We start from the raw sequence: 2,920 nt of genomic DNA, 5'->3' as shown, positions 1-2,920 counted from the left end.
GTGGCTCTCCGCCATCAGCCGGCCGCCGAGGCGGAAGTCCTCGTCGGCAAGGATCACCCGCGCGCCGGCCCGCGCTGCGGTCAGCGCCGCGGCAAGCCCCGCGGGGCCGGCGCCGACGACAAGCAGGTCACAATGCAGGAAGCCCTTGTCATAGGCATCGGGGTCGGGACGCATCGACAGCCGCCCAAGCCCCGCCGCGCGCCGGATCGCGGGCTCGTAGAGCTTCTCCCAGAACGCCTTCGGCCACATGAAGGTCTTGTAATAGAACCCCGCCGCGAAGAACGGCGCGAACAGGTCATTCACCGCGAGCAGGTCGTGGCGCAGGCTGCCCGCGTGGTTCTGGCTGCACGCCTCGAGCCCGTCGAAGAGCTCGGCCACCGTGGCACGGGTGTTCGGTTCCTGCCGGGCACCGCCGCGCAGCTCGACAAGTGCATTCGGCTCCTCGGGACCGGCCGCGAAGATGCCGCGCGGGCGGTGATACTTGAACGAGCGCCCGACCAGGCGGATGTCATTTGCCAGGAGCGCCGAGGCGAGCGTGTCGCCCGGATGGCCGGTGAAGGACTTGCCGTCGAAGGTGAAGCTCAGGCGTTCGGAACGGTCGACGAGACCACCGGAAAGACGGCTCATTTCGCCCCTCCCTTCTGCGCCAGCGCCACATCGCGGGCAAGCTCGGCGCCGAGGATTTCATGGGTCACGGTGTTGCGGGTGACGACCAGCCAGCTGCGGTCGCCCTGCTCGTGGAACCACAGCTCGCGGTGCACGCCCATCGGGTTGTCGCGCAGATAGACATGGCGGTTGAAGGCGTCGAGCGCGCCCTCCGCCCTGCCGTCGGGGCGGTTCAAGAGCGACGCATCGCCGAGATAGGTGAACTCCTGCGCGTCGCGCGGGCCGAGAAGGGGATGGGGGATCAGCATGTCTTTCGCCTTCGGTTCGGTATGTCCGGTGCGGGTCTCGCACGCGCTCAGTGCAGGTTCGGCTGGGCGCCCATGCCCTTCTCGTCGATCACCGCGCCGCGCGCGAAACGATCGAGCCGATAGGCCGTGGCGGTCTCGTGCGGGCCCCCGGTGGCAAGCAGATGGGCAAAGCAATAGCCCGAGGCCGGCGTCGCCTTGAACCCGCCGTAGCACCAGCCGGCATTGAGGAAGAGCCCCTCGACCGGGGTGCGGTCGATGATCGGGCTGCCGTCCATCGACATGTCCATGATCCCGCCCCAGGCGCGCAACAGCCGTGCCCGGCCGATCGCCGGCATCAACGCCATGCCGCCCTCGGCCACGTCCTCGATCACCGGCAGGTTGCCGCGCTGCGCATAGGAATTATAGCCGTCGATGTCGCCGCCGAAGACCAGCCCGCCCTTGTCCGACTGGCTGACATAGAAATGCCCGGCGCCGAAGGTGATGACGCCGTCGAGCACCGGCTTCAGCCCCTCGCTGACGAAGGCCTGCAACACGTGGCTCTCGATCGGCAGGCGCATTCCCGCCAGCGCCATCACCTTGCCCGACATGCCGGCGACGGCGACGCCCACGGTCTTCGCACCGATATAGCCGCGCGAGGTCTCGAGACCGCGGATCTTGCCGTTCTCGATGCGGAAGCCGGTGACTTCGCAATTCTGGATCAGATCGACGCCGGCCGCATCGGCGCCGCGGGCATAGCCCCAGGCGACGCCGTCATGGCGCGCGGTGCCGGCGCGGCGCTGCAACAGCCCGCCCTTGATCGGGAAGCGGGCATTGTCGAAATTGAGCCAGGGATACATCGCCCGCACCGCGTCGCGGTCGAGCAGCTCGGCATCCGCGCCGGCCAGCAGCATCGCGTTGCCGCGCCGCCGATAGGCGTCGCGCTGCCCGTCCGAATGGATCAGGTTCAAAATCCCGCGCTGGCTGACCATGGCGTTGAAGTTGAACGCCTGCTCGAGCCCTTCCCAGAGCTTCATCGAGAATTCGTAGAAGGGTTCGTTGCCCGGCAGCAGATAGTTCGAGCGGATGATCGTGGTGTTGCGCCCGATATTGCCCTGGCCAAGCCAGCCGCGCTCGAGCACCGCGATCCGCGCCTGACGGAAGGTGGTGGCCAGGTAATAGGCCGTCGCAAGCCCGTGCCCGCCACCGCCGACGATGACATAGTCATAGCCGGGCTGCGGCGCGGGATTGCGCCACAGGGGTTTCCACCCATGATGCCCCGTCAGGGCCTCTTTGAAGACGCGAAAGCCGGAAAAGCGCATTTTGTTCATCCGAGTAGAGGAAACGCGCCCGTTTTTCCCGGGCGCGGGGATGGTTCAGATATCGAGGGTGTTGTCGCGTTCCCAGTGGGAGAAGTGGTTCACGAAGGCGTTCCACTCCTGCATCTTGAGCTTGAGGTATCCGGCCGAGAATTCCGCGCCCATGGCGGCCTTCAGGCCGGGGTCCGCGTCATAGGCGCGGATCGCGTCCAGAAGGTTCAGGGGCAGCTTCGGCGCACCCTCGATCCTGTGGCCCTCGGCATACATGTCGATGTCGTGGCGCGGGCCCGGATCGGCGTTGCTCTTCAGCCCCGAGAGCCCCGCGGCGATGATCACCGCCTGCAAGAGGTAGGGGTTCACCGCCCCGTCGGGCAGGCGCAGCTCGAACCGACCCGGCCCCGGCACGCGCACCATATGGGTGCGGTTGTTGCCGGTCCAGGTCACGGTATTGGGTGCCCAGGTGGCGCCCGAGAGCGTGCGCGGCGCGTTGATCCGCTTGTAGCTGTTCACCGTCGGGTTGGTGATGACAGCGAGCGCCGAGGCGTGCTTCATGATGCCGCCGAGGAAGGCGCGGCCGCTGTCGGAAAGGCCAAGCTCCTTCGTGTCATCGGCAAAGGCGTTCCGGCCGGTCGCGCTGTCCCACACCGAGATATGGGCGTGGCAGCCGTTGCCGGTCAGCCCCTGAATCGGCTTCGGCATGAAGGTGGCGCG

3 protein-coding genes and 1 pseudogene are annotated in these 2,920 nt (G+C 67.3%); all 4 read right to left on the bottom strand.

The genetic code is table 11. The features are described 5' to 3' along the window. Positions 1-627, bottom strand: a 627-nt coding sequence (locus tag EOW66_RS20775; protein WP_239017659.1) for a 2Fe-2S iron-sulfur cluster-binding protein, incomplete at its 3' end; no start/stop codon positions are given. Next, positions 624-914, bottom strand: coding sequence for a sarcosine oxidase subunit delta (locus EOW66_RS20125; protein ID WP_128158071.1), 291 nt, complete (start codon positions 912-914; stop codon positions 624-626). The genes EOW66_RS20775 and EOW66_RS20125, both read right to left, overlap by 4 nt. 47 nt (positions 915-961) lie before the next feature. Beyond that, positions 962-2,212, bottom strand: coding sequence for a sarcosine oxidase subunit beta family protein (locus EOW66_RS20120; protein WP_128158072.1), 1,251 nt, complete (start codon positions 2,210-2,212; stop codon positions 962-964). 54 nt (positions 2,213-2,266) lie between these two features. Next, positions 2,267-2,920: pseudogene (locus tag EOW66_RS20115) on the bottom strand (type III glutamate--ammonia ligase); the annotation flags it as partial.

The sequence above is a fragment of the Paenirhodobacter huangdaonensis genome, assembly GCF_004022465.1.
GTDB lineage: Bacteria > Pseudomonadota > Alphaproteobacteria > Rhodobacterales > Rhodobacteraceae > Rhodobacter > Rhodobacter huangdaonensis.
This window is presented reverse-complemented; position numbering and strand designations above follow the sequence as displayed.

Bases quoted from the DNA above. Each gene is read 5' to 3' on its own strand.
- EOW66_RS20125 (WP_128158071.1), bottom strand. From the start codon at position 914: ATGCTGATCCCCCATCCCCTTCTCGGCCCGCGCGACGCGCAGGAGTTC.
- EOW66_RS20120 (WP_128158072.1), bottom strand. From the start codon at position 2,212: ATGCGCTTTTCCGGCTTTCGCGTCTTCAAAGAGGCCCTGACGGGGCAT.